Below are 24,552 nucleotides of genomic sequence, written 5' to 3' on the forward strand. Positions count from 1 at the left end.
TCTCAAACTGTCCAAAAATAGCATAACATTTACAGAAAACAAAAATCGGAATAAGAATACAGTTAAAATTATTCCTAAAATTATAATTATGATATACACTGAGAAGAGAATACATATCTAACAAGCGAAAAGGCGGGAATCATTATGAATCATAACGAATTTTTTGCAGAATATAACGTATCCAATTATCAGGATAAAACCTCTAACCATATCTACTTTACTGCGACCTTAGATGCTGCCAAATGGGGAGCGGAATTAGCAAAATCCGACTCCAAAGAAAGAATTTATATTGTTGAACCATTAGGGAACTTTGAAAATGATCCTAACTTAACTGATAAAAGATTTCCCGGAAATCCAACACGCTCTTATCGATCGAAATCTCCATTAAAAGTAATAGCGGAATTAGGTTCATGGATACGACATTCCGATGAAGAAATAAACCATATGCTTGCCTCTTTGAGACAATTAAAAGAAGAAGGAAAAGATGTCATATACGATTAAAGTGTCACTAGAGGACTAACGACTAAACAACATAACGTTGTATTATCTTTATTTATCAAAGCATCAAGAGATTTGTTGGCTGATCTTGTCATCAAACAACTTCTAAAGTAATTTTTCGCGCAACGAATGGTCTAACGCTTAATTTGAGCCGTATCTAACGGCTCTTTTTCTGTGCTGTGATACACAAAAACAACCGATAATCATTCGGCTGTTTTTGTAACATGCACCCATTTTCAGGCTAGAATCGAATTTGATCCTTTTTCTTTGTTATACTCAACCTATTATCGTTACTTAGTAAGGACCCCTAATATGCTGCTCGACTTCTGACTTATAAAACGCAGCCAAGTTTTTCAATTCTTCGGCTGTGAATTTAGGCTCATGTACAGCCTCTACATTTTTTTCTACTTGCTCAACAGTTTTAAATCCAGGTATAACAGTTGTTACCTCTTCTTGATCTAGTATCCAGCGAAGCGCAGCACTCGAAAGATGCTTACGACCATCTTTAATCCAAGATAGCTTTTGAGCCAGTTCGACCCCCTTCTCGAATTCAATCCCGCCAAACGTTTCGCCAACATTAAATGAATCTCCATCGCGATTAAAATTTCGGTGGTCATCTGTTTCAAACGTGTGCGCACTTGTGAATTTTCCTGTTAAGAGTCCACTTGCTAAAGGAACTCTTGCAATAATTCCCACCCCTTGTTCCTTTGCTTTTGGCAATAATGTCTCAAGGGGCTTTTGTCTAAGAAGATTAAAGATAACCTGTAATGCCTTCACATTCGGATTTTCTAAACATACTAGACCTTCCTCTATTGTTTCAACACTCACACCATAATTTCTTATCTTCCCTTCAGCTTGAAGCTGATCAAGTACAGTAAACACTTGTCCACTCTTAAGTATGTCAAGAGGCGGGCAATGAATCTGGTATAAATCTAAGCGCTCCCTTTTTAAACGCCTCAGGCTATTTTCGCAATATGAACGCACTTGCTCAGCGGAATACGTATCAGGAGAAAAGATATCCCCTGCTCTACAAAATTTTGTAGCAATATAGACTTCATCTTCTTTCCCCTTCGTCGCTTGCGCAAGAAGCTCCTCACTATGACCATCCCCGTACACATCAGCTGTATCAAAAAAGTTCACACCATGATCCATTGCGGTTTCAAGTGCTTTTAATGATTCTTTGTCATTCGTCCTGCCCCACGAGCCACCAATAGCCCAAGTTCCAAAGCTTAGCTGACTAATCTTTACATCAGTGTCTCCCAATTGTTTATACTGCAATTCCCTCAGCTCCTTGTTCATTTATTATTTACTAGTTTAAACGTTTTCTAACTATTTGCATAATCATACACTTTAAGAAAGAATGCGCTTCCTTACCAGACTATATTCTAAGGAAAGTGGAGGTACGAACATGATTTTCCCTTTTACTAACTAGATACGTTTTTCCATGTACTTCTTGCGTATAAATGGCTATTGGTGCGTAGAGCTAGCGAAGGAGATGGAACTATAGAACCATTCTACACATTAAACCAGCATAAAATTGATATCTGAGAGATTTACAGATCCTTCTATTATTGTTTTCTTTTTTCTTCCCAAATGCGTATACGCTCTTCATGACTCACTACTTCGTGAATTTGATGTAACATCCAAACATATCCAAAAGAATCCATAAACATTGCATTCGAAAGTCCATAATCAGGTAAATCCGTAACCGGTTGTATCTCCTTACACCCTAAGCTCATTGCTTTTTTATAGGTCTCCTTAATATCAGGAACAGATACGTTAAACCAAATTGTTTTAGGGTCTTCTTTGGTTGGTGCTACCAATTGAAATTCAGGATTTTCATCCAACATGTGAAAGCGTACGCCGTAGAGAGTAAAGATGGCTTCGTTTGTGCCTTTAGGTAAATCTGATACCTCAATACGTTCGATTTCAAATATATTCTCGTATAATTCTAATGCTTTTAAACTATCCGTAACAACCAAGTCAATTTCTACTCCTACCATTGTGTGTTCACTCCTATCTTCGTTAATCTAGAATCAACATCATTAGACGACCTGCCTCAACATTCGTTACACTATAAAGAGGCTGGGAGATAACTAAAAGTAGTATTTGAAAAGACGAATAGCCTAAAATATGCTGAGTAGCACCGCTACAGGAGAATCCTTCCGCTCATTTTTATATAAAACAAACGACGAACGTTCCTATTTTCAGGAATGTTCGTCATTTTGGTCTGTCTATCTACTTCTGTCCCAGCCTCTTAGTTTACATATCAATCGTTGAGAAATCAAGTTTCGCCAACGCATGAGCAATAGATGAATAAATTTTCAAACCGCTAAAATCAATACCAATTTGAACAGCTGTTTGGGCAATTTCCGATCGAACACCTGACAGTGAGGTTCTTGTCCCAACTAATGTTAACCCTTTTATTAATTGAAACAACTCATTCGCTACCATTGTGTCAATAATTGGGACACCTGATAGATCTACTAGTAAACACTGAATTTGTCTTTTTGCACAAGACTCTATCGTATTTGTAAAAATGATTTTCGCTCGGTGCGTATCAATTTCACCCACTAGCGGAAGCAATGAAATTTTTTCATTTAAATCAATAATCGGGGAGCTTAATTCTGTAATTAACTCACTTTGTGCATGAATTAACTGTTTAGACTTAGCTTGGTTTTTAATACTAAAAGCTACAACGATGTCTTTAAAGGTATCTGTTATTTTCTGCACACATGAAGCATAATCTTCAAATGCTAACTGATCACCATGATGATAGAAATACTTTTCAACATGTTGTAAATATAGCTGCTGATTACGATGGAATTCTTCTATAATATCAGGCAAAGCTGTATTTAAATGAGCTTCATCAGAAGTAATGGAATCAATCCATCGTTGAAAAGCTTCATCGCTACATGAGTCTTCGTCTTCATCAAACAACGTAATGAAGATAGAATGAAAGTCGTAGTTCTGCTTTTTTAACGTTTCGATTTCTGAAGGGTTACATGTACCATAAACGCCTCCTTTGGTTTTATCGAGGCCATGGTACCATTCTTCAGTCAAAGAAGGGAGTTTTTCATGGAGGTAATCATAGAATAACATTGCCTTACAAGCTCCTTATTTTTTCTCCTATTATTGCATTGTCGCTATGGATTGTCTATAAAAAAGAGAACCTAAATTTATACTATTTGGTTTTAAAGAAAAATAAATGTGGGAATGGGACTATACAATTATTATAGATAGAGGTGAAGAGTATGCAAAGACCCATGTTTAAGGACTTCAATAGTGAAGAGGAAGCGTATGATGCTGTTAAAAAAATGAAGCAAAAATATGATTCATCCCGGATCAAGGTCGTTGCTCCTTTTCCGCACAATAACCAAACAAAAACGCATAATGACTACGGCTTACCAAAGGAAAATGTAAAGTATGATGGCGATATGTACAGCTTAGAACAGTTGCTTGAAGGATGCGGTTTTAGTAATAACCAAGCGAAAGAATTGAATAATACGGTTGAATCGGGGCAACTATTAGTGATTGTGTGTCAGGATAAAACTAGTTAATTCCGTAAATAGAAACTATCTGATTAAGGCAAAAACGTATTCGTTTTTGCCCTTACTATCGTACAGATTAGTAAAAAGCATGATTGTAATTAAATTATACCGAGGAAATGGAACCTCTTTTGAAGAGCATGATTGAAAAACAAAGAACTCCTATTTTAAGTGGGGAACTGTCAAACTTATGAGAATGAAGGAACAACACTCAAGTTCTACTTTTGAAATCAGCGAAAATTTGATTGATTTTTTAATAAAGGTTCTTTAGTATTGCTCACAAAGGCGGGAAGGAGAGATGAATGGATGATTACGAGGAACTTTTACAAAGTTTAATAAACGAAATGGAATTAAAGCTAAATCGAAAGTTATCCCAAAAAGAAATCATCTACTTACAAACTATCATTTTTCAACACCTCTTTTCCAAGTAGCTTTATCGTTACAATACTGTCTTTTTTATTCCCCATCTACTCTCTACATTTCTTACACTTTCTCTTTTGAATGTTCTATACCACCCTTTTTTATTACTCATTCAAAACCCTCTATTTACCCGCAAAGGTTCAGCTAACTAATTGAATTAAATATGATGCCTTTGCATTACTTTAAAAACTTTATTGGTAATCTAATCATCCAGTACGAGGATTAGGCATGCATTCTCTGTCCTTTTCACTTCCTAATCTTAATGTCCACCTAAAAAAGAAGAAGCCAATCACTATTGGCCTCTTTTCTTTACCTTTATTTTTCTTTATTGCATATTTTTTCGTATTTCCTGATCTTTCCTTCTGCGTAACACGGCACTAATTTATGTATATCTTTAGATTGACAGAAAAACTTGCGTGTCTGGACAACATGATAAGTAATCTATGACTTGGGGTTTGTGTGGTCACTCCTTTCCACTTCATCTCGGTCACGATTTTCTTTTGTCTCTTCTTGGGACTCTGTATAGCTACGTTGCTTTCGATTCCTCTTAGCCTCTTCTTGCCTTTCGTCTGGATTTGTATGATCGCCTCTCTCCTCTTCATCCCGATCTCGATTTTCCATTGTTTCTTCTTGGGCATCCGTATTGCTGCGGTCCCCGTCAGCCTTCCCTTCTATTTGCTTTTTCTCTTTTTCTTCTTCTCTCTGCTTCTTATAATCAGACCGTTCTCCGTGCCACATTAAATCGAAAATAGCCCGGCCATTCGTTGGTTGTCCATCTGGTAAATAAACAGGAATAACATCAAAAAGCATGTAGTAAAAGCAATAGAAAATAAACGTTGACCAAAAAATATTAGCTGGCAAAATACCCTCTAAAACGAAAGCGTTCGCTAGAAAAGCAACTGTTCCAGTTGAAAGGATGGGTGCAGCATAAATCAACCCATGCCAAAATCGATTACGTGGTTTTAATTCATCATACTCCATCCAGCTAAACATAAAGAAGTAACGTCTGATTTCTACAGTAGGGAATTTAACCAATGTAGGTCCGCTACCAATAACAAGTTTTTTGTTCTTCCCTCTAAGCAATGTCGCTACCACATAATAGCCAGATTCGCGGATTATCGTAACTAGTGGAAGAATGAAAAGAGCCGCCATAAATAATCGAACCCAGTCCATATGACTAAACAAGATGCATCAACCTCTTATACGTTTGTTTTTATTTCTTTAACACAAATCATTGATTTTCAAACGCACATTTCTTTAAAAAATGGCTGATTAAGAAAATGGTATAAAGAAGAAAATGAGAGGGGGTAGTCACGTTTTTAGCGAGGGTATGTGATGCTCTTTCAATTTTTGTATAATGGCATGATGAGGAATGATGACAGCTCGCTTCACTTTTGAAGCGAGCTGTAAAAACCTATTCTAAACGAGTCTAGTGAGTGATTGAGCTTTCCATTTGCATCGTTAGTATGGGGAAAGGTCTTCCTCTATCATCGTGTTCAGAACGATGAATTTGTATAAACCCCATATGTTTATAAAACTGAACCGCATGAGTATTTTGTTCATTAACATCTACTAATGTAGCATGTAAGGTTTCAACTGCATAAGACAATAATGTCTTACCTATTCCTTCTCCCATTACTGCAGCATCAATAAACAACATCTCTATTTTTTTAGTGTCAACGCCAATAAAACCGACAATTTCGCTATTCTTATAAAAACAAAAAAGATGTTCTACGCTTCTTATCCCTAACAAAACATCTGGCCTAATTCGTTCTATATCTGAAGACGTTAAAAAGCTATGTGTTTCATTAACACCGGATTCCCATATTTGTAGCAATCTAGTCTCACTGTTACGATCCAATTGAACTATTCGCTTTATACCGTTCACTTCTATCCATCCCTTTCCTTGACTATACATGTGTACGATCGTTTTTTGCTCATTATATCCTATTAGCGACCTCATTTGCACCGAGGAGTTCAGTGAATGAACAATTTGACTATTATGTTTTTATAAGCTATGATAAAACAACTAAATGAAGGAGGGATTATAGTGATCGTAATTATCCGCAAATTGAACAGCTAAATTTATAGTTCAGTGGCTCTGGAATGCATTTCAGAGTTTAGCGGAAATTGTCTGTCCTTTTATATCTCTCAATCGTATTGAAGAGTGTGGCGGTCTGTCCCCCACGCTTTTTTTGTATACATTGGCTTTCTTCCCCTCTAAAATGAACGTCTTAGAGACACTGTTCTATTTCTTTTTATGATGAAGATGAAAGAATACAGGAGGAGTGAAGAATAATGAAACCAAACAATTCAACTTCAAAAGTCTGGTTTATCACCGGTGCAAGCAGTGGATTAGGACTTGAATTTACGAAAACAGCACTTAACTTAGGAGATAAAGTAGTCGGGGTTGCTCGAAATATAGAGCCCTTAATGGAATTAGAAAAAAGATACAAAACTACCTTTAAGTCATTTAAGTTGGACATCACAGAACGGGCTTCAGTTTTTGAGACTGTTGAAAAAGCGATTACTCATTTTGGTAAACTTGATCTAGTAGTAAACAATGCCGGAAACATGATATTGGGAATGATTGAAGAATTTACCGAGGACGACATTAAACAACAAATCGACACTAATTTTTATGGTGCCGTTTGGGTCAGCCAAGCAGTTTTACCTCACCTCAGAAAACAAAAGTCTGGTCACATTATACAAATATCCAGTATTGGAGGCATTCTTGCTGGCCCAATGACTGGAATCTACAGTGCAAGTAAGTTCGCATTAGAAGGTTTTAGTGAAGCATTAGCACAAGAGGTCTCTCATTTTGGGGTTCATGTATCTATTGTAGAGCCAGGCGGATATTGGACAAATTTATATACAAACATGCAGTTCACTACTATACATGAAGAATATAGTCCTGTCCGAGAGTTTTTAGAAACTCAAGGCTATGAAAGCAAAGATAGCCACCCTAAGGAAGCTGCCACTGCATTACTAAAACTGATTAATGACGAGAAGCCACCTTTAAGACTCATTTTAGGGAGCCACGTCTTTGATGCAGCCATTGAACATGAATTGAGCAAAATAAAGACATGGAAAGATTGGGAAACGGTAAGTCGTTCTGCTGAAAAAGCGATTCCACAGCCAGAGGAATAAAAAGAATACGGGTAAGAGGACATTTCTAATAAGAAATGTCCTCACTTTTATTTATGCTAACGTAAAGAGTAGTGCTCACTGTTTTTTCAAGATTTGCCATTGCAATAAAGCTATGCTTGAACGTTTGATTCTTGGAAAAGTTTAACATGGTCTATACTTGGAAGTTTACGCAATGCAGAACTACTTAACCAAGAAAGGCTAAATAGCATCATGGAAACACCACAAATAAGAATGGGTATTTCTGTTGCAAACATCTCCCCTAGCATTCCACCTATTAAAGCCCCGATGGGCATTCCTAAAGCAGCTGCGCTCGTTATCAGGGTAATCACTCTACCAATGAAGGTGACTTCAACTTGTCTTTGTATGGATGAAAAGACAAGAATGTTTATTATGCCGATGGAAATAGCTCCAATGCTAAACAAAATCATGGAGAACACAAGTGGGAGAAGCGCTGTTCCGATCCACATCACACCTGTGCCGAAAAAAGAAAAGATAATTAATTTCCCGAAATCAATTTGTTTTAATTTAGAAGCGAGAATCGTTCCAATCATAATTCCAATCGACATAGCCGCTAAGTAAAACCCATAAGAAGCTTCTATCCCACTACCTTTCATAAGAGAAAACGCGGGTAAATTTGTCGTCATAATCACCATAGCCAGGTTTATAAAAACGATTGAAAAAATCATTTTAGGAATAAGAGAGTTTCCAATGTAAGTGAAGCCAGCTTTTAAATCAATAAAGTACGTACGAACTGCAGAACCTACGGATGTAGAAGGATCTCTCTTTACGTCTGGTTGTAAGAAGGTAAAAAAAGAATAGGCTATTGTGACGAGTATGAGACATGTTGCTGTGATGATGATAGCTGGAATGGTCCCTGTAAATGTAATAAGAATCCCAGCGCCTGCGAGAAACGCAATATCCATTGCTTCTCGAATGGTTTGCAAAAAGGAGTTAGCGGCTATCACATTATCTTTCCCCACAATGATTGGCAGGATTGTCGATTCAATTGGATACGTAAATTGCGTAAATAGGGCTGTTATAAACAATAAACCAATTACGTACCATACATGTAGACCAACTGTGTAGTGCAATATAGGGATGGTAAAAAGGATAAGCGCTTTTAGTAGATTACTATAAACCAAACCGTTCTTGTACTTAAAATAGTTAGCCAATGGTGCAATTAAAAAAGATAATACACCTGCTGAGGTGATCGCAAATAAAGCAAAACCAGAATAGAGAACGCTACCACTCAAGCTCAATACTAGTAACATTCCGGCTATTGCGTATACACCACTTCCTAACGCATTGATGAAAACACCCATCATTAAAAGGATAAAATTCCTTTCTACCATAAACGACTCAAATTTCACCTTCATTTATACCCTCCATTCATCGAATTCACTAATTATTTCGTTAAAATAGGTCTTTTTATTTAAATACAAACCAAAAACTTTACTATTTGCCAAATTTATTTGATATAATTCCATTTACATAGCTATCAAAAATGCGTTTATAAGCGACTGTAACTGGATGGGGATACGTTTTTTATTGACATTGTTAACGTATATTATCTACTTCCTAATAACGCCCCCTATTTTTAATAAATAGATCGAATAAATAATTTATTGAAATGAGGGAACAAATGAGTATATACATAGGTGAAAAAATTAGACATTTAAGGATATACAGAAAACTTTCTCAATCAGAATTGGTAGAAGGCATTTGTTCAGTTGCCTATTTAAGTCGAATTGAAAACGGCAAGACGAAGCCATCAAAACAATTTCTAGATAAGATTTCGAAAAGGTTAGACGTTACTATCGACATAATGGATCATAACAGTTCAACTAGTCTACAAGACAAGATTGTAAATGTACTCAATACAGTAGAGGGAGAATCTAAATCGTTATCGAACGAAGGGGAAGCTCTCCTTAGAATGTCTCTATTAGAATTTATTCAACCTTCTCTCCTCATTAGAGTGTTTTCAGTCTTATTAAATCATTCAATGACAAAAGGTGAAATGAATGATGCAGACACTATTTATCGTTCTAACATAAACTTAATTGATGTAAAAGATAACACCGAGTTTAAAGACCTTAACGAACAACAGATTTATTTTAGGCTTCATAATATATTAGGGAAGTATTTTTACTCCAAACAGAATTTCTCCCAAGCCCATTACCATTATTCAATATCAGAAAATTTAAACGTCGATAACACAACTATTGAAAGTGCCAAACTCTATTATAATATTAGCTTAGTCAAACAACGCATTATGGAAGACAAATCAATTGCCCTTTACTATTGTAAGAAATCATATGATCTATTCCTAAAATTAGGTGATACCGAAAACATAGTAAATGTATTAGTTACCCTTGGCGTTCAATATCACTTGCTTTCACAATATGATAAATCCTTACGTACTTTACAAGAGACTGAACGATATTTAGCTGACTTAAATGTAAAAAATAAGAATCGTTTGTTTACCATGATCACATATAATATTGGTAAAGTGTTTCAAAAGCTCGAGAAGTATGACGAAGCCATTGTTTATTACAATAAAAGTTTAGCTAACCTCGAAAGTGACGTTAGTAAAGTATACGTTTTGAAAGGCTTATTAGAAATAAAACTCTTAAAAAAAGAATGGACAGAGGTTAAAGACCTTTTAGATACATGCTTACATTTGGTCGATCAACACCAAATGAGCTATTTAGACATTGAATTACATGTCATTAAAGCCATTGTTTTTAAACAAAGAGGTGATTTTCTTAACTACGAAAAATTATTAAAACGTACAATTGAACGTGCTGAAAAAGATAGCCATTCCATACTAATAAAGAAAATGGCAGAAGAATTAGCTCATTATTACTTTGAGTTGAAATTTTACAAAAAATCTTCCGAGTATTACTTAATGGCACTTAACCATTCTTCAAGTGTGTAAGTAAATGGTAAGATTTTGTCCAAGCTTCATATTCCTGACTTGAAAGTGCGGATGAATAGTGATAAACGTACCGTATGATTAAACAACTTCTAACGAGCAATCGTAGCTGCCTACACGATCAATAAGGTCTTTTCTTATATAAAGAAACCCTTGAACATTCGTAATGACCTTTTGTTTTTTTAATTCATTCAAGAGTTTCGTAACCGTTACTCTACTAGAGAGAATGAGACTGGATAAATGTTCGTGTGTCAACGGAATGTTTAGAATGTAATACTGGTTTTCAATTTCACCAAACTCTTGGGACAAGAATTGCAATAAATAAACCAACCTATTTTTCACAAATTTCTTTCTTTTAATGTGATTAATCAATTCTGTTCTCATTGTTGTGGTAGCTACTTTATTAAGTAAGTAGTATTTCTCCTCTATTTTGTGAAGAGAATCCCATTTGTATAAAATTAACTGTGCCTTTTCTTTATTCGTTCTAAACTCATATACACTATTGATGCTAGGATCTGGCAGTCTCACAGCATCGTCTGGCTTTAAAACATTAATGAGTATTTCTACCCCATCATTGTGTAATTCCCATAATTGCAACGTTCCTTCTTGTAGATAATAGACATACCCTGACTCCATACTGACAATTTGATCGTCACTTAAAAGAATTTCTTTACATTCATTTAACATGTTCAACTCCACCTTTTTTTTTAATCCAATGAAGTAGTCTAAGGTTGAAATTAGTATTAAGTAATGGAAAGGTAATGACTTCTGGATGTTCAATCGAAGTGCTTTCGCAATTGAGATCTCCATGTAGATGGATTAAATCATTCAATTGATCAGACAGTTTTTCATTCACTGAACATTGATTAGGACTGTCAGTTAAAAAGCTAATGAGTAAAGAGCCCTTGAGGTTTAATCTTTCTTGAACGACTGTAAGACTTTCAAAAAAACGCCTATAATCCTCTTTCCCAAACAAGTAAACAAATTCATTCTTTCGGATATTTACATAATATACCCCAGCAGATTCCATGCGGTTAATCACATTATTTTCTGTAGCAACAATTATAGGTAAACCGCATTCTTCTTTTCTAAGAGACCGTAAAACATCAAATATGATTTGACTTAATACATCCTTATCAATCGTGTAGTCAATTAACCTCACTTGGTTTTGTTGATCTTCTTTAAAAATCACGCACGGAGTAGAAATAGGGTGCTTATTGCATACTTTTTGAGTTAGTTCACTTGTTGCTACCAAAAACTGTTGATGGTTCATAATTAAACTAATGGACCCTCAGGATCGCCGAATGGACCTGGTTGATATTCATCAGAAGCTACGTCAAGGGTTGATCCTCCAGCTACTAACAACAAGCTTACCATTACACTAAACAGTATTTTTTTCATCTAATCGCTCTCCTTTATTAGTTGTTACATGAATTGTATCGTTACATTCTGATTAATAAGAAGAGGTTAAATTATTGTAAATTAAACATACATAAAGTGCTTTTATGAAGGCCTTACTTAACTACTCACTCAAGTAGATTAACAGCTAGTTAAAACTTACAGATTCCTACTTCCCACAGCATTTTAAATTGTTTCCATTAAAAAATGATAAGAAGAGCTTGTTTTATAGTGATCATCACGTAACGTAACCACAATCTAAATCTCCAATGGGAAGAGAAAACGGACGGACTACTATGCATTAAAAATACCGTCTGGAACTGGAGTGATCTTCTTCCAATCCCATGACGGCTTGCTTACAATCATTTATTTTATTGTTCATACGCCTTTATGACACGGAGGCCTTATTCAGACTTTGCACTGGATAATCTGACAATTCCTTTTCCGAAAAATTTAACCGAGCGATCACGTAATTCATGTAGAAGCGATCCATATTGGTTAAACCTAAAAGTAACAATTTTTTGTATAAAGCATTTGTGACCCATCTGTTAGCAATTAAAACCTCATTGTATAAATAGATATGCATATTCTCTTTTGCAAAAGTAACTTGATGTCTTTTGGAAGCATATTCAATCTTTTCATCAATATGAGAACGATCAAAAGGCATATAGAAGTTAAGATCTTTCCTTTCTATTAAAGGGCGTAATTTATAAAAGAAACCAAGTAAATTCTCCGTTAAAGCTGTTGAAGATAGATCGAAATTCAACAAGCCTTCTTTCGAATCACTTTCAAACCTCCGTTTAAAATCGTTTTCTACTAGTTCTTTATCCTGAGCATTTAAACGATTAATAAACGCAACATAGTGAGAAAGATGACAATTATAAGCTTGATGTTCAACAACATAAGTCTCTAGTTGTTCATATTCTGTCATTTTATGATGAAACTTCATTATTTCAGCAATAATTGGGTGTAAAGCATTTTCTTCAAAATAATATTCGCTAAAATAATGATCAAAAATTTTATTCGACTCTTTAAACAAATCATCTTCTAATTTTTCATTAAAAATAAGATCCTCTTCTTTAACGATAACGTCGTTCTTCAAAATGGGGTTAAATGGGTTAGCATGTCTTAATATAGTTGCTGTAGATTGATAGTTTCTACTAAATTCCGCCTCATCAAAACTTGTTAAAGAGCAATTCACGCCTGCTTTAAGCTCTTTTAACATCCACGATAAATCACTGCGACGAATCGTTCCTCTAAGGTGCAAGTGATAGCCATTTTCCCACCCTTTATCAATCATAAAGTTGTAATTCTTTATAAGTTTTTTTATGGTAGCCTTTAATTCTTGAGATGGTTCTACCACATAACATTTAATACTATAATGCTCCATTTTTTAATACTCCCTCCTGAAGGTAGTAACGAATGTTTGAAAATGAGAACCTCATATATTGATTGGTTTCCAATTCTAGTTCTCTCTTAAAAGGAAAATGACGATTCATTGCCATATGAACAATGCTTTGTACAATGTAAAACAAGTAATCATCTGATAATCGTAGTCTCTTAGCTGCTATTAACAGATCTGCTGCTAACTGATTGTATTCAATTAGCAATGGATGTGATGTTTCATTGTAATCCTTTAACGCTTGTAACACGATTCCACGGTAATTCGTGCGTTTTTTTGCAAATGGTTTAACATATTTGCTCTCTTTCTCTATACTGCTTTCAATGTACTGGAACAACAGATTTGTATCTTTCCCAAGCAATCCATATAATACATAGCTAGAGAGATACAATGCACTTTCACTCTCATTGTAAGGTGCGTAAGCTTGTTTCAATACATTTAGTAACTTTGTTTCAGCCGAAAACAATGTATACACGAGATTGTATAGCCCATTTCCACCATATCTGTTCACTTCAGGCCGAAACAACGTTTTTTGGAAATCGTATAAACACCCTGATGAAAGCATTGAGGATAAGATTTCTTCCCATTTACTCTCTGTTTCGAGATTCTTTTTGTATCGTACGCGCATATGTTCTTTCTTATTCTCATCAATATAATTCACAATAAATACATCTTCTAACAAGTGATCTTTTTCATTTAACGCCAAAATCATGTTTTCTACTTTTTCTCTTTTACCACTTCTGTAGTACAAATGATAAGAATTTATACAAGGGTCTATTTTTTCTTTTAATTTTTGTGCATGTACGATTTGCTTAGTATCGAGGTCAAAGGTCCCTTGATTTTGGTTATACTGTTTTGATGAATAGATCCAATCGCTGACTTCTTCAGTCGATTCATCTAATTCCGGCGCTTCCATTAGTACAAGCTGATCCTTCTTGCTTATACAACTTTCCAAAAATAACATAGCCTCCTCATTATTGAGAGGTACAGGTAGCGTTTTATCTCCCTCCAAAAAATAAATATATTTATTTTGATTCAAGCTGTACTTATTTAAGAGGTCGCTAATCTTCTTTACTCTTTCCGTTTTCGTACTTTCATGCTCAAATTTGATATTGACTCTAGCAGGTGACACAATGAGATTTTTGTATTCAATCCTAGGGATATATTCCAAATAAGAGAAATTTTCGATAGGGAAGTTATTCGGGTACTCGAAACAGTACCTAGAAAATTCACTTAGAAAGACTAAAGCAGGATGTTCATTAAAGTTTCGATAACTGAACAAATGAGTTGATACAGGATAGATGATTTGATCTTTGTGGATCATATGAAGGCGATTCTTATGGGCAACCATATCGATTTCATTTAGGGGAATTCTCCCTTTTAATCGATCAGTGTGGCCGATGCAATCGATAAACGTATTGCTCTCTGATCGATAAGTTAAACCGACATCTTTAAAATAATTGCTCATATAGCTTAATTCTGAATAGCCATGGGAATCCACTCCTTTACTCCCCTTACAAGACGAAAAACGACCTGTAAAAGAATAACGAGGGAAAGAAAACGCGTTAGGAGGTAAAAGAAATCCAGCCTTACTCTCCACAATCTTGCAATCAAATGAAATAGGAATCCTACCGTCCCCTTTTTTCCCGTATAACGCTTTAATCGATAAAAAATCTTCTTCAGTAAGGGTAAGCGTTGGTTTATCGCTCACTCTATGCCACTGCATCATTTTGTTCAGAATGTATTTTTCAATTCGATTATCTCTATCATCAAAAGACAGGTGCTGCATAAAACCCAGCCCAGCATCTTTATTTATCATCTCAAGTAAAGGGACTCTTGTGTAAAAGCCATATTTCCCTATAAACCGATTGTAATAGTTGTTCCAATCGATCCCTTGGTGTTTGTCAAAAAAAGCCATTAATTCTAGGGATTCTCCATTATCAAGGGCCTGTTTAATTTGTTCTTTATTCTCCAAAGAATCGTATATAGACAAATCAACAAGTAAATATGAGGAACTTTTGCACAATGCCGCCATTTTTGAAACTAACGCTTTGTATACGTCAATCCCTTTGCCAACTTCCAATTCCTTATAGTTATGTATTAATTCTTTAATTGTTTTTATAGATGAAACTAATTCAACATCGTACTTACTGTAGCTTAAAAGGCTTTCTAAAAAAGCATCAGCATCTCTATTGATAGAATAAGTAGAAAGTTCAGTTTTTATAATATCTGATTTTAGTAGCTCTTGTATAACTCCTAACACTAGAGCTTTTTGAGAGTCTTGATATTGATCTAATAGTGTCTGACTATAAATAGGTGATCTTAAGGAATCGAACAAGTCTTTCAAAAACCTGGAACTTTCTAAATAAATGTAGGCCGTATTTTCTTTTGAAAACGTCTCTAACAAAAACTGTTGATCTTTCTCGTATAGTTTTGGATTTAACGTCAGTTTTATGTTGGAAAACGTAAGAATAGAATTTTCGAGTTTTTTTATTACATTTTGTTCCCACTCCACAGATATACTTACCTGTTTTAATTCGGTCCGCCCACGAAAACGGTCACTGTCATTCGTACAGATTCCTGAGTTCATACGGTTAGGCTGCGGTCTCGCCGCCATTCTTAATAAATAGTTCACTACGGTTTTTTTTGTTTTTTTATCGATCTTTCTGTCTTCATCAACAATTTTTTTTAACTTATTGTATAGGGGAGTACTATTTAGTAATATCCTTTCCAAGAAAGCCGAGTCTCTTATTACTTCATGCAAATACTCATCTTCTTCTTCAGTAAACAATTTGCGCACAGCAGAGAATTTTAATGCGGCTTTTCTTTTAATCATATGTACTCCTCCTTATGAGTTAAATCAAATTGTTCGATTTTTTAACGTATTATTAGTAACGTATACGAATAGTAAATAATTGTGTGGCATGGATCTAAGCACACCACACAACCTTTTCGGAGAATAGATTCAAACTTAGTTTGCTAGTTCTGGTCGAATAATCACTGATGCATAAATGGATGCTTCCATTTCTTGCATAACTGTTGATGACTTTACGCTATAATCTTCTAGTTTTACATTAATATCATTTGAATTGATTACTTTTTTGTTTTCCATTTTAGGACAGCTCCTCTTTTTTTGTTTTTTTGATTTTATAGGCTGGTCATGCTTATACAATTAGTTTGCTAGTTCTGGTCGAATAATTACTGATGCATAAATAGATGCTTCCATCTCTTGCATAACTGTTGATGACTTTACGCTATAGTCTTCTAGTTTTACATTAATATCATTTGAATTGATTACTCTTTTGTTTTCCATGTTAGGACAGCTCCTCTTTTTTTGGTTTTTTGATTTTATAGGCTGGTCATGCTTATACAATTAGTTTGCTAGTTCTGGTCGAATAATTACTGATGCATAAATAGATGCTTCCATCTCTTGCATAACTGTTGATGACTTTACGCTATAGTCTTCTAGTTTTACATTAATATCATTTGAATTGATTACTCTTTTGTTTTCCATGTTAGGACAGCTCCTCTTTTTTTGGTTTTTTGATTTTATAGGCTGGTCATGCTTATACAATTAGTTTGCTAGTTCTGGTCGAATAATTACTGATGCATAAATAGATGCTTCCATCTCTTGCATAACCGTTGATGACTTTACGCTATAGTCTTCTAGTTTTACATTGATATCATTTGAATTGATTACTTTTTTGTTTTCCATTTTAGGACCTCCTTTCTTCGTTTCTTCTTTTCTTCTTCATTAGAATACAATGGATACTTATTGAGGAATGTATTATAAAATACATTTTCAAATTTTTTAGATAATTATTTTTAAAATTGAATGCCGTCTTTGTTTTTCCTGTTGAATGACGATTATAAGAATAGATCGTATTAAGTTTTCAAGTAAGATATGTGGTTTAACATTAATCGCGACATTAACATGGGCGCTAATATCAGCCTTAATTAAACTGTTACAAAGTCATTACTCACAAATAAAGAAAAAAGAGGCTCGGACAAAAGTAGATAGACAGACCAAAATGACGAACATTCCCGAAAATAGGAACGTTCGTCATTTGCTTTATATGATAAGAGAATTCGAAGATTCCTGGGGATCAGCACGTGTCTGAAGACTCTGGAGTGGCGGTTTTTCACGGAGGAGGCTGAGGCCGTGTCCCCGGAAAGCGAAGGATTCTCCTGTAGCGGTACTACTCAGCATAGTTTAGACTATTCGTCTTTTCAACTACTACTTTTCGTTATGTCCCAGCCTTTTTTTATTTTTTTCTGTTTAGCGATATAAAATTAAAAAGCCTGATATTGCTTATCGTTGTCGCTATTCTTCATCCTCTTTTTTAAAACATCGATAACGAATACTGCCTCGACATCATTTCTAGCAACCGGATACCTGCGATTGAATTCCCCTTATCATCCAAGGAGGGACCGAATATACCGATGCCACATTTTTTAGGAATGGAACCCATAATTCCACCCGCAACTCCACTTTTTGCTGGAATACCGACATTAATCGCAAATTCTCCTGATGCATTATACATGCCGCAAGTTACCATAAACGTTTTACAAATGCGGGCGACATCTACAGGAATGATTTGTTCATCGGTTTCAGGGTTACGTCCATCCATCGCCAACACACAGCCAATTCTTGCTAAATCATTGCAATTCATTTCAATTGCACATTGCTTCGTATAAAGGTCCATTAATCCTTCAATGTCTTCTGTGATAACATCATGTTGCTTCATAAAGAACGCAAGCGCTCGATTTAAGTCCGCTGTGTCATATTCGGACTTCGCAATTTCTTCATTATACGATATGGTCTCATTGCTTGATAAACAACGTATAAATTCAATCAACCGTTCAAAACGATGCTCAACAGACTCTCCTTTTATCATATGAGTAACGGCAAGAGCACCTGCATTAATCATTGGATTTAACGGCTTCGAAGGCTTATTTGTTTCTAATTTAGCGATTGAATTAAACGGATCTCCCGTTGGCTCTTTTCCCACACGTTGAAACACATACTCCTCTCCGTGGTCGATTAACGCAAGGGCTAAGGCAAGGACCTTTGAGATGCTTTGTAAGGTAAAATTTTCATTTGTATCTCCTGCTGAATAGAGGCGTCCATCGGGATAAAATAACGCTACAGATAATTTTTCTTGCTCTGCTTTGGCGAGTGCAGGTATATAATCTGCTACATTCCCATCATGAATCACCTCTCTCGCTTGATTCACTAATAGCTGCAATTCATCATTTGATTGGCACAGCATTCAAACCACTCCTCTTTCTCTTTATCATCTCACCTATTTTATCCGCTATCCCACAAAGAGCTGGAATTTAAACATTGCAAGCGTTTCTCCGCTACTTTTCAATCTGTTAAGACAGTTTTACGTAATCTTTAACAGCTCTTAACTAGTTATGGGGTCTATTCTGCCATAAACTAGAGGTAAGAAATCTCTTAGGAGTGAAGATCATGTATACAGCAGAAGATTTACGAGCAGTTGAAGAACGTGCGCAACAGTTTTTGCCAACCGCTACGAGCGAATTATCTGCCTACTTGCGCGCCATTGAAGAATATGTTCGCAAAAAACGCAACGTACTTCCTTTTGAACAAGCAGAACATCTTGAGACACAGCTACTCGTCCATTATGGCCTTGAATAAACGGCCTATACATACTTTTCTATAAGGAGGCCTTTGTGCCCCTCTTTGTTCTTTTAACCATTACCTGCTTCTTATACGATTATGAGAACAGGTAAATTCTTAAAAATATCTACGCCTTCTCCCCTCTGTAGAATCACCGTTCTACTTCGTTTACTTTCATGCTACACTTATTAAGAGGATGTATGTAGAAGGGAATGAATGATATGCCAATGATTCATGCTGAAGGCTACCACAGCTTCCGTGCGGAACAAGGGAAGAAACTTGTTCTTGCTCTAGAGGATAACGGCGTTGATATCCTTCATCGCTGTGGCGGAAAAGCACGCTGTACGACGTGTCTTTGCGAAATTGTCGACGGAGATGCTGGTCCTATTAGTGAAATAGAAGCTGCTGCCCGAGAGAAAAAAGGGATTACAGCTGAAAATTTGCGCCTCTCCTGCCAAATTCGTATTGAGAAAGACTTAAAAGTGAAACCTTTGCGAACAGCAACAAGCGAACAAATGGACCCTGGCACTCGACCAGAGGAATGACACCGGAAACAAGAGCTGATGCCTAGGCATCAGCTCTTGTTTTCTAATTCTTGAACCATCAAAGATCAATCGTGAAGGAAAGCCGCTACCGTTTTGCCTATTCTTTTTTTCGCCACCAACCTTTAAGAACATCCTTCCTTACTATTTTTTCCGACCTGTTCCATTACGCTATACAGTGACAACCATTCATTTTCACGATAGACAAAATAGGTTTCGACCATACTATATTTTGAGGGTAAGGCATTGAATGTAATGTTCGTATGATTTTTCACTACAGAATAAGGCAAGATGGAAATACCCATTCCATTTTTCACACAACCAATTATGGCTTCAATTGATCCGAATTCCATTTTTCGCGTAGTCGTGAGAGCATGATCGTACAAGAAGGTTTCTAACAACTGCCGATAGGAGCATCCTGTTTTAAAAGTAAGCATATTCTGGCCTTCTAATTGAACAAATGTAGAATCAAGCCTTCCCCCTAAACTCTTTGATGTGATTAAGACCATTTCTTCTTTGAAAATTGGAAAGCCTTTAATTCCTGACTTGTTGATGAATCCTGCGATAAATCCTGCGTCTATTTCATAATTTATTAATTTGTTTACTATTTGTTCCGACGTTCCTGTCTCCAAGTTAATTAATACGTTAGGATACGTACGATAGACTTCCGCTAAAAGAGATGGAAGCCGTATAGCTGCTGTCGTCTCCATTGACCCAATAAACAATTCTCTGAAAATCTCTTTCTTACTCATCATTTCATTTGTTTGTTCCCAGTAATGTAACAATGTAACTGTTCGTTCGTATAGAACTTTACCTTCATTCGTTAGTCTGACACCGTGAGGAGTTCGCAAGAAAAGATTACATTGATAATAGGCTTCCAACCGTTTCATTTTCATGGTGACATTTGATTGACCGACTCTAAAAACTTCAGCAGCCTTGGACATACTATTCTGCTTGGCAACTTCAACAAATGTTTTTAAATCATCCATTCTCAAATTAACTCCACCTTATCAATTTTTTTGAACTCTGATATAAATTATAAACATTATTAATGATATCACAATTAGCGTAAACTAAATCAATAAGCGTTTTGATAGGTGGGAGCACATATGAATAATAGAGAAACCTTTCGTTTACTAGTTATTGGTTTTATTAGCCTTACGATTGTTATAGGTATCGGACGATTTCTCTTCACCCCGATACTTCCTTATATGGAAATAGGAACAAGTCAATCATTTTCAGCGCTAGGAATGTTAGCCACTTGGAACTATATTGGGTATTTTATAGGAGCATTTGCAGCGAGGACGATCCAACCTACAGGTACATCAATGATTCTTCTGTTAATTACAAATGGGCTAATGACTGTCTTAATGGGATTAATGGATGATTATTTTATGTGGGTTTTGTTTAGACTTCTTTCTGGTATTAGCAGCGGTTTCATATTTGTATTCGCCACTAATCTGGTTTTAGGTCGTTTCGTTCAACTAAACCAAACTCAATACTCAGGCTATTTATATAGTGGCGTTGGCTTTGGCATCTTGTTATCTGGAGGTTTTACACCTTTCATCACGAATTCTGTTAACTGGTCATTTACCTGGCTATTCTTCGGACTCATTAGTCTATTATTAACAGTCATCGTCGCCTTTATGATGAATGTAATGCCACGGGATAAGACGGAAACCACTTTTACAGCCCGGGTCCCATCTAAGTACCATAGTAAGAAAAAAAAGATTGCCCTTTATTTATCTTATCTGTTTGAAGGGTTTGGGTATATTATTTATGCCACTTTCATTACTGGGCTGCTTGCTAACAATAACGTTTCTTTTGAACCCTCTTATATTTGGGCAATTGTGGGTCTGGGAGCTATTCCATCTTGTATAGTGTGGTCTTGGCTTGGAAAGAAAATATCAGCTTCAAAAGCCTTAAAGTACGCATATTTTATTCAGATTCTCGCTGTCTTTATACCAGTATTATCACAACATTTACTTTTAATTGTCCTTTCAGCATTTCTTTTTGGAGGAACATTTCTAGGGATCATTACCCTTACAATGAATATAAGCAAGCAATTTAAAGACAGTAAGAATCTCGTAAGTGGATTAACGGCAATTTACGCTTTAGGGCAAATTATAGGTCCTTCTGTTGCCAGTCTGTTTATTAAGTTCATACATTTCCAGTTTTCCTTTCTTTTAGCTGGTTTTGCTCTAGTACTATCGTTTATCATTGTAGCTGCTTCATTTACATCCAACGCTCCTTTTCATTCTAAATTTAATCGAGATTAAGGAAGATTACATTAACGAGGCGAATTGACATTCACTATGAACTTTACTTTGTATCGCATGAATAAACTTGTTAATCTATGCCTAATCTATTAAAGATTACGAATAAATAAAAGCTCAGTTAAAATGTTATTCGATAGTTCGGTGTTAGCCTTTTTTTCTATTAGATTTAAATAGATAGCGTTTAAAAGTGCCATATAATTTGTTCGTATTCTATAAAAAGACACCCCAGCTACATTTCGCTCTAATTCTAATTTCTGTTTCATCCAAGCTAATAATTCGTTTAACTCTGTTTGTGTCTTACTTAAACAAATGATACTTGTTAAAGGAAATGCTATTCTTTCTTGCTCATCATCTATAAATACGATCCCTTTTGACAGAGGCTCCACCACTTTAGTTATTGAACTAGATAGTATTTTTCTACCGATTGAAGAGTATTGAACAATGGAATCCAGTAGATCCGCTGTATGCGCAATCGAGTGTGCCCATCCTTTATTTTCCACATAGCCTCGTAGATCTTTTTCACCCACCATCACCTTTAGACTATTACTGGCCAGATCTTTTAACAAGTCGTCATCCACCGTGTATCGAGCGTTTAAAATTGCAGCACATACAATAGCCGAGAAAGACCTTTTAAAAACAGAATCAGTCTCTTTTTCACCTAATCCTGTTAACAAATTTTTGTTGCAAACCTCTAGTATAAAATTTACTTGTTTGTGTTCTAATTGTTTATTACGTATCCATTTATGAAAAGTCCCGTATATCAGGTTATCTCTTAAAACTGGATCCGTACTTCCAATTGAATGCAACATATTATTAATTAATTCATTTGAGTGTGTTGTTGTCGAATTTGATAGTAGATCTTTTAAATTTGAATACGGTTCCTTCATTCTTTTTTCACTCTACCCTCATCATTTAATTTAAGCCATCATGCCTTATTAGGAATTCCTGCTAGTAGAAAAAACACAGAATCCTGCAAAGGAGCTGTGTTTTCCACTTTATTCCCCTGTTTCTTTAAATGCTTTTATTCTTAGACCAATCTCATCACGGACACGTTGAAAACATGCCCATTTTTCTTCTTCGGAACCTTCTGCTTTGGCAGGATCATCAAACCCCCAATGAGCACGCTTTACATGAGGTGGCGTCATTGGACATTTATCAGCCGCATCTCCACATAACGTTACAACGAAGTCTGCGTTGTTAAGCAATACATCGTCAACCATGTCTGACGTCTGGTTGGAAATGTCCATTTCTACTTCCTCCATCACTTTAACAGCATTTGGATTTAAACCATGGGCTTCAATGCCTGCACTATATACATCCCATTCATCTTGCAAATAATACTTTGCCCAGCCTTCAGCCATTTGCGAGCGGCATGCGTTTCCTGTACATAAAAAGTAGATTGTTTTTTTCATGCTTCATTCTCCTTCAGTAAATGATTAATAGCCATATATATAAGCCAAGTAAGGTAAGGAATAGAACAGGAATCGTAATAATAATCCCTGTCTTGAAATATGTTCCCCATGAAATTCTCACACCTTTTTTAGAAAGCACGTGTAACCAAAGCAACGTAGCAAGTGAACCAATTGGGGTAATTTTCGGCCCTAAGTCCGCGCCAATAACATTGGCATAAATTAAGGCTTCCTTCGTCAACCCAGTTGTTCCTGATTCACCTATGGCAATGGCGTTAATTAAAACCGTTGGCAAGTTGTTCATAATGGATGAAAGAATAGCGGCTATAAAGCCCATTCCCATTGTCGCAACAAAAAGCCCTTGGTCTGCTATGATAAAAATAGCATCTGCTAATACATCGGTTAACCCGACATTGCGTAGTCCATAAACAACGACATACATTCCAATAGAAAAGAAAACGATATTCCATGGAGCTCCTTTTAGGACAGCTGTTGTATTTACGACAGAGCTCGTTCTAGAAATAAGTAAGAATAAAATAGCTATGACACCAGCAACAATCGATACTGGCATTCCAACGAATTCACTGCCCATGTAGCCAACAAGAAGTAATCCTAATACGACCCAAGAGAGGCGAAACATTCTTCGATCTTTAATCGCCAACATCGGCTCTTTGAGTTGAGCGTAATCATACCGTCTCGGGATGCTCTTTCTAAAATAAAGAAGCAAGACAATAATACTTGCGATTAGAGCAAAAAGGTTTGGCACGATCATATGTGTGGCATATTCAATAAAGCCAATACCAAAATAATCTGCTGAAACAATGTTCACTAAATTACTCACGATAAGTGGAAGTGACGTTGTGTCAGCAATAAATCCACTTGCAATAATGAATGGGAAAACCATTTTTTCGTTAAAATTTAACGAACGAACCATTGCTAACACAATAGGCGTTAAAATTAATGCAGCACCATCGTTGGCAAAAAAAGCGGCAACAATTGAACCTAGTAAACAGACATAAACAAACATAAGAACGGCATTTCCTTTAGCCACCCTCGCCATATGGAGAGCTGACCATTCAAAAAAGCCAATCTCATCTAGAATGAGGGAGATAATAATGACGGCAATGAACGTAAGCGTTGCATTCCAGACAATCCCTGTTACATCAATCACATCAGTAAAATGAACCACACCAAGTAAAAGAGCAAGTAAAGCTCCCCCACAAGCTGACCATCCAATGTTCAAGTTTTTTGGTTGCCAAATAACAAACACTAACGTTACGACAAAGATCAACGAAGCTATTATGACATCTACCATTGTTTAGTC

At 35.9% G+C, this 24,552-nt stretch carries 27 protein-coding genes; 7 read left to right on the forward strand and 20 right to left on the reverse strand.

The window, feature by feature from the left end; translation table 11 throughout:
- Positions 1–144: 144 nt before the first annotated feature.
- Positions 145–501 (forward strand): NAD(+)--rifampin ADP-ribosyltransferase, encoded by a 357-nt coding sequence (gene arr / locus BK583_RS19060; protein WP_055737073.1) that lies wholly within the window; start codon positions 145–147, stop codon positions 499–501.
- A 291-nt stretch (positions 502–792) separates the two neighbouring features.
- On the opposite strand, the gene BK583_RS19065 is transcribed toward arr, so the two are convergent.
- The 3 genes from BK583_RS19065 to BK583_RS19075 form a co-directional block, all read right to left on the reverse strand.
- Positions 793–1,776 (reverse strand): aldo/keto reductase, encoded by a 984-nt coding sequence (locus BK583_RS19065; RefSeq protein WP_055737072.1) that lies wholly within the window; start codon positions 1,774–1,776, stop codon positions 793–795.
- A 290-nt stretch (positions 1,777–2,066) separates the two neighbouring features.
- Entirely contained in the window at positions 2,067–2,501 is a 435-nt protein-coding gene (locus BK583_RS19070) for a VOC family protein (RefSeq protein WP_055737071.1), read from the reverse strand.
- Positions 2,502–2,760: 259 nt separating this feature from the next.
- Positions 2,761–3,600, reverse strand: a complete 840-nt coding sequence (locus BK583_RS19075; protein WP_055737070.1) for an STAS domain-containing protein — start codon at positions 3,598–3,600, stop codon at positions 2,761–2,763.
- A 152-nt stretch (positions 3,601–3,752) separates the two neighbouring features.
- Between BK583_RS19075 and BK583_RS19080 the strand changes: the two genes are divergently transcribed.
- On the forward strand, positions 3,753–4,058 hold the full coding sequence (locus tag BK583_RS19080; protein WP_055737069.1) for a hypothetical protein: 306 nt from the start codon (positions 3,753–3,755) through the stop codon (positions 4,056–4,058).
- An 849-nt stretch (positions 4,059–4,907) separates the two neighbouring features.
- Here the strand turns inward: BK583_RS19080 and BK583_RS19085 are convergent.
- Together BK583_RS19085 and BK583_RS19090 are read right to left on the reverse strand one after the other, a co-directional pair.
- Positions 4,908–5,651, reverse strand: a complete 744-nt coding sequence (locus tag BK583_RS19085) for a hypothetical protein (protein ID WP_180316900.1) — start codon at positions 5,649–5,651, stop codon at positions 4,908–4,910.
- Positions 5,652–5,895: 244 nt separating this feature from the next.
- Positions 5,896–6,354 carry a GNAT family N-acetyltransferase gene (locus BK583_RS19090; RefSeq protein WP_201785152.1) on the reverse strand — a complete coding sequence of 153 codons (459 nt, stop codon included), beginning with the start codon at positions 6,352–6,354 and terminating at the stop codon, positions 5,896–5,898.
- A gap of 410 nt (positions 6,355–6,764) precedes the next feature.
- Here BK583_RS19090 and BK583_RS19095 point away from each other — a divergent pair, with 410 nt between their 5' ends.
- Complete coding sequence (locus BK583_RS19095) at positions 6,765–7,616, forward strand: SDR family NAD(P)-dependent oxidoreductase (protein WP_038476165.1); 852 nt, start codon at positions 6,765–6,767, stop codon at positions 7,614–7,616.
- A gap of 110 nt (positions 7,617–7,726) precedes the next feature.
- On the opposite strand, the gene BK583_RS19100 is transcribed toward BK583_RS19095, so the two are convergent.
- Positions 7,727–8,992 carry an MFS transporter gene (locus BK583_RS19100; protein ID WP_055737068.1) on the reverse strand — a complete coding sequence of 422 codons (1,266 nt, stop codon included), beginning with the start codon at positions 8,990–8,992 and terminating at the stop codon, positions 7,727–7,729.
- A 332-nt stretch (positions 8,993–9,324) separates the two neighbouring features.
- Between BK583_RS19100 and BK583_RS19105 the strand changes: the two genes are divergently transcribed.
- On the forward strand, positions 9,325–10,554 hold the full coding sequence (locus BK583_RS19105; protein ID WP_236702445.1) for a helix-turn-helix domain-containing protein: 1,230 nt from the start codon (positions 9,325–9,327) through the stop codon (positions 10,552–10,554).
- A gap of 78 nt (positions 10,555–10,632) precedes the next feature.
- Here BK583_RS19105 and BK583_RS19110 read toward each other — a convergent pair whose 3' ends face one another.
- From BK583_RS19110 to glsA, 10 genes are all read right to left on the reverse strand, one after another.
- A complete protein-coding gene (locus BK583_RS19110; protein ID WP_038476156.1) occupies positions 10,633–11,238 on the reverse strand; it encodes a Crp/Fnr family transcriptional regulator in 606 nt (201 codons plus the stop codon).
- On the reverse strand, positions 11,228–11,824 hold the full coding sequence (locus BK583_RS20955) for a hypothetical protein (RefSeq protein WP_055737066.1): 597 nt from the start codon (positions 11,822–11,824) through the stop codon (positions 11,228–11,230). Before BK583_RS20955 ends, BK583_RS19110 begins: the two co-directional genes overlap by 11 nt.
- 2 nt (positions 11,825–11,826) lie before the next feature.
- Positions 11,827–11,952: a hypothetical protein gene (locus BK583_RS21340; protein ID WP_269083177.1), complete on the reverse strand. Its 126-nt coding sequence runs from the start codon at positions 11,950–11,952 to the stop codon at positions 11,827–11,829.
- A 385-nt stretch (positions 11,953–12,337) separates the two neighbouring features.
- Positions 12,338–13,339, reverse strand: coding sequence for a hypothetical protein (locus BK583_RS19115; protein ID WP_055737065.1), 1,002 nt, complete (start codon positions 13,337–13,339; stop codon positions 12,338–12,340).
- Positions 13,326–16,187 carry a thiopeptide-type bacteriocin biosynthesis protein gene (locus tag BK583_RS19120; RefSeq protein ID WP_055737064.1) on the reverse strand — a complete coding sequence of 954 codons (2,862 nt, stop codon included), beginning with the start codon at positions 16,185–16,187 and terminating at the stop codon, positions 13,326–13,328. Before BK583_RS19120 ends, BK583_RS19115 begins: the two co-directional genes overlap by 14 nt.
- Before the next feature lie 135 nt (positions 16,188–16,322).
- Positions 16,323–16,463: a hypothetical protein gene (locus BK583_RS20960; protein WP_158318474.1), complete on the reverse strand. Its 141-nt coding sequence runs from the start codon at positions 16,461–16,463 to the stop codon at positions 16,323–16,325.
- Positions 16,464–16,523: 60 nt separating this feature from the next.
- On the reverse strand, positions 16,524–16,664 hold the full coding sequence (locus BK583_RS20965; RefSeq protein ID WP_158318473.1) for a hypothetical protein: 141 nt from the start codon (positions 16,662–16,664) through the stop codon (positions 16,524–16,526).
- A gap of 60 nt (positions 16,665–16,724) precedes the next feature.
- Positions 16,725–16,865 (reverse strand): hypothetical protein, encoded by a 141-nt coding sequence (locus BK583_RS20970; RefSeq protein WP_158318473.1) that lies wholly within the window; start codon positions 16,863–16,865, stop codon positions 16,725–16,727.
- 60 nt (positions 16,866–16,925) lie between these two features.
- Positions 16,926–17,066 carry a hypothetical protein gene (locus tag BK583_RS20975; protein ID WP_158318474.1) on the reverse strand — a complete coding sequence of 47 codons (141 nt, stop codon included), beginning with the start codon at positions 17,064–17,066 and terminating at the stop codon, positions 16,926–16,928.
- A gap of 628 nt (positions 17,067–17,694) precedes the next feature.
- Positions 17,695–18,624, reverse strand: a complete 930-nt coding sequence (glsA, locus tag BK583_RS19125; protein WP_038476144.1) for a glutaminase A — start codon at positions 18,622–18,624, stop codon at positions 17,695–17,697.
- Positions 18,625–18,827: 203 nt separating this feature from the next.
- Here glsA and BK583_RS19130 point away from each other — a divergent pair, with 203 nt between their 5' ends.
- Together BK583_RS19130 and BK583_RS19135 are read left to right on the forward strand one after the other, a co-directional pair.
- Positions 18,828–19,016: a hypothetical protein gene (locus BK583_RS19130; RefSeq protein ID WP_038476141.1), complete on the forward strand. Its 189-nt coding sequence runs from the start codon at positions 18,828–18,830 to the stop codon at positions 19,014–19,016.
- A 203-nt stretch (positions 19,017–19,219) separates the two neighbouring features.
- Positions 19,220–19,543, forward strand: coding sequence for a 2Fe-2S iron-sulfur cluster-binding protein (locus BK583_RS19135; protein WP_038476134.1), 324 nt, complete (start codon positions 19,220–19,222; stop codon positions 19,541–19,543).
- A 122-nt stretch (positions 19,544–19,665) separates the two neighbouring features.
- Here the strand turns inward: BK583_RS19135 and BK583_RS19140 are convergent, their stop codons facing one another.
- A complete protein-coding gene (locus BK583_RS19140; protein WP_055737063.1) occupies positions 19,666–20,529 on the reverse strand; it encodes a LysR family transcriptional regulator in 864 nt (287 codons plus the stop codon).
- A 120-nt stretch (positions 20,530–20,649) separates the two neighbouring features.
- Here BK583_RS19140 and BK583_RS19145 point away from each other — a divergent pair, with 120 nt between their 5' ends.
- Positions 20,650–21,819, forward strand: coding sequence for a YbfB/YjiJ family MFS transporter (locus BK583_RS19145; protein ID WP_055737062.1), 1,170 nt, complete (start codon positions 20,650–20,652; stop codon positions 21,817–21,819).
- An 89-nt stretch (positions 21,820–21,908) separates the two neighbouring features.
- Here the strand turns inward: BK583_RS19145 and BK583_RS19150 are convergent, their stop codons facing one another.
- The 3 genes from BK583_RS19150 to BK583_RS19160 form a co-directional block, all read right to left on the reverse strand.
- Positions 21,909–22,706 (reverse strand): DUF2785 domain-containing protein, encoded by a 798-nt coding sequence (locus BK583_RS19150; protein WP_055737061.1) that lies wholly within the window; start codon positions 22,704–22,706, stop codon positions 21,909–21,911.
- A gap of 108 nt (positions 22,707–22,814) precedes the next feature.
- Complete coding sequence (gene arsC / locus BK583_RS19155; protein WP_055737060.1) at positions 22,815–23,231, reverse strand: arsenate reductase (thioredoxin); 417 nt, start codon at positions 23,229–23,231, stop codon at positions 22,815–22,817.
- Between the two features lie 13 nt (positions 23,232–23,244).
- Positions 23,245–24,543, reverse strand: coding sequence for an arsenic transporter (locus BK583_RS19160; RefSeq protein WP_055737059.1), 1,299 nt, complete (start codon positions 24,541–24,543; stop codon positions 23,245–23,247).
- Positions 24,544–24,552: the final 9 nt, after the last annotated feature.

Source organism: Shouchella oshimensis (genome assembly GCF_002019765.1).
Lineage (GTDB): Bacteria > Bacillota > Bacilli > Bacillales > Bacillaceae_D > Shouchella > Shouchella oshimensis.

Excerpts from the sequence above, each read along its gene's own strand:
- arr (WP_055737073.1), top strand. The coding sequence starts at position 145 with ATGAATCATAACGAATTTTTTGCAGAATATAACGTATCCAATTATCAG.
- BK583_RS19070 (WP_055737071.1), bottom strand. The coding sequence starts at position 2,501 with ATGGTAGGAGTAGAAATTGACTTGGTTGTTACGGATAGTTTAAAAGCA.
- BK583_RS19075 (WP_055737070.1), bottom strand. The coding sequence starts at position 3,600 with ATGTTATTCTATGATTACCTCCATGAAAAACTCCCTTCTTTGACTGAA.
- BK583_RS19080 (WP_055737069.1), top strand. The coding sequence starts at position 3,753 with ATGCAAAGACCCATGTTTAAGGACTTCAATAGTGAAGAGGAAGCGTAT.
- BK583_RS19095 (WP_038476165.1), top strand. The coding sequence starts at position 6,765 with ATGAAACCAAACAATTCAACTTCAAAAGTCTGGTTTATCACCGGTGCA.
- BK583_RS19100 (WP_055737068.1), bottom strand. The coding sequence starts at position 8,992 with ATGAAGGTGAAATTTGAGTCGTTTATGGTAGAAAGGAATTTTATCCTT.
- BK583_RS19110 (WP_038476156.1), bottom strand. The coding sequence starts at position 11,238 with ATGTTAAATGAATGTAAAGAAATTCTTTTAAGTGACGATCAAATTGTC.
- BK583_RS20955 (WP_055737066.1), bottom strand. The coding sequence starts at position 11,824 with ATGAACCATCAACAGTTTTTGGTAGCAACAAGTGAACTAACTCAAAAA.
- BK583_RS21340 (WP_269083177.1), bottom strand. The coding sequence starts at position 11,952 with ATGAAAAAAATACTGTTTAGTGTAATGGTAAGCTTGTTGTTAGTAGCT.
- BK583_RS19115 (WP_055737065.1), bottom strand. The coding sequence starts at position 13,339 with ATGGAGCATTATAGTATTAAATGTTATGTGGTAGAACCATCTCAAGAA.
- BK583_RS19120 (WP_055737064.1), bottom strand. The coding sequence starts at position 16,187 with ATGATTAAAAGAAAAGCCGCATTAAAATTCTCTGCTGTGCGCAAATTG.
- BK583_RS20960 (WP_158318474.1), bottom strand. The coding sequence starts at position 16,463 with ATGGAAAACAAAAAAGTAATCAATTCAAATGATATTAATGTAAAACTA.
- BK583_RS20965 (WP_158318473.1), bottom strand. The coding sequence starts at position 16,664 with ATGGAAAACAAAAGAGTAATCAATTCAAATGATATTAATGTAAAACTA.
- BK583_RS20970 (WP_158318473.1), bottom strand. The coding sequence starts at position 16,865 with ATGGAAAACAAAAGAGTAATCAATTCAAATGATATTAATGTAAAACTA.
- BK583_RS20975 (WP_158318474.1), bottom strand. The coding sequence starts at position 17,066 with ATGGAAAACAAAAAAGTAATCAATTCAAATGATATCAATGTAAAACTA.
- glsA (WP_038476144.1), bottom strand. The coding sequence starts at position 18,624 with ATGCTGTGCCAATCAAATGATGAATTGCAGCTATTAGTGAATCAAGCG.
- BK583_RS19130 (WP_038476141.1), top strand. The coding sequence starts at position 18,828 with ATGTATACAGCAGAAGATTTACGAGCAGTTGAAGAACGTGCGCAACAG.
- BK583_RS19135 (WP_038476134.1), top strand. The coding sequence starts at position 19,220 with ATGCCAATGATTCATGCTGAAGGCTACCACAGCTTCCGTGCGGAACAA.
- BK583_RS19140 (WP_055737063.1), bottom strand. The coding sequence starts at position 20,529 with ATGGATGATTTAAAAACATTTGTTGAAGTTGCCAAGCAGAATAGTATG.
- BK583_RS19145 (WP_055737062.1), top strand. The coding sequence starts at position 20,650 with ATGAATAATAGAGAAACCTTTCGTTTACTAGTTATTGGTTTTATTAGC.
- BK583_RS19150 (WP_055737061.1), bottom strand. The coding sequence starts at position 22,706 with ATGAAGGAACCGTATTCAAATTTAAAAGATCTACTATCAAATTCGACA.
- arsC (WP_055737060.1), bottom strand. The coding sequence starts at position 23,231 with ATGAAAAAAACAATCTACTTTTTATGTACAGGAAACGCATGCCGCTCG.
- BK583_RS19160 (WP_055737059.1), bottom strand. The coding sequence starts at position 24,543 with ATGGTAGATGTCATAATAGCTTCGTTGATCTTTGTCGTAACGTTAGTG.